At 77.1% G+C, this 807-nt stretch carries 2 protein-coding genes; both read right to left on the bottom strand.

Translation table 11 applies throughout. From position 1 onward, the window contains the following. The coding region (locus Q6969_RS16040; RefSeq protein ID WP_317231329.1) for an ABC transporter ATP-binding protein at positions 1–500 on the bottom strand (500 nt) is incomplete at its 3' end. Between the two features lie 31 nt (positions 501–531). Next, complete coding sequence (locus Q6969_RS16035; RefSeq protein WP_317231328.1) at positions 532–717, bottom strand: iron chelate uptake ABC transporter family permease subunit; 186 nt, start codon at positions 715–717, stop codon at positions 532–534. Positions 718–807: the final 90 nt, after the last annotated feature.

Below are 807 nucleotides of genomic sequence, written 5' to 3'. Positions count from 1 at the left end.
ACCCAGACCCGCTGGCGCTGGCCGCCGGAGAGCTCGTCGACGTGGCGGGCCGCGAGGTCGTCGACGCCGGTGGCGGCCATCGCCTGCTGCACGGCGTCCTCGTCGGTCGCCGTCCACTGGCGGATGAGGTTCTGGTGCGGGAAGCGGCCGCGCGCCACGAGGTCGGCCACCGTGATCCCGTCCGGCGCGATGGCGCTCTGCGGGAGGAGGCCGACGATCCGCGCCGCCTCCTTTGCCCGGTACGAGGAGAGCGGCCGGTCGTCGAGGAGCACGGTGCCCGCGGTCGGCGCGAGGAGCCGCGACAGGGCGCGCAGCAGGGTCGACTTGCCGCACGCGTTCGGGCCGACGATGACGGTGAACGAGCGGTCGGGCACCGACACGTCGAGGTGCTCCGAGATCACCCGCCGGTCGTAGGAGAGGGTGACGCCGTCGGCGCGGAGGCGCGGGGCGGACGCGGTGTCGGCATCGGGTTCGGCGGTGTCAACGGCGGGACCTCCCATCGGGTCGTGCGGGGCGGAGTGCGGCAGGGGCTCAGGCACGGCGCGACGCCTCGCGGATCAGCAGCGCGATCAGGTAGACCCCGCCCACGACGACCGTGACGATGCCCACGGGCACCGTCCCGGGCAGCGCGTGCTGGGCCGCGTGGTCGGCGGCGAGCAGCAGCAGCCCGCCCGTGAGCGCGGCCGGCACGAGCGGCAGGCCCGCGCTGCGGGTCAGGCGGCGGGCGCCGCCCCCCCCCGGCGCCCCCCCCCCCCCCCCCCGCCACGTCGACGAGCTCTCCGGCGGCCAGCGCCAGCGGGTCTGGGT

It is taken from the genome of Clavibacter sp. MX14-G9D (assembly GCF_032917815.1).
Lineage (GTDB): Bacteria > Actinomycetota > Actinomycetes > Actinomycetales > Microbacteriaceae > Clavibacter > Clavibacter michiganensis_K.
The sequence above is the reverse complement of the archived record's forward strand: the minus strand, read 5'-3'. Positions and strand labels throughout refer to the sequence as shown.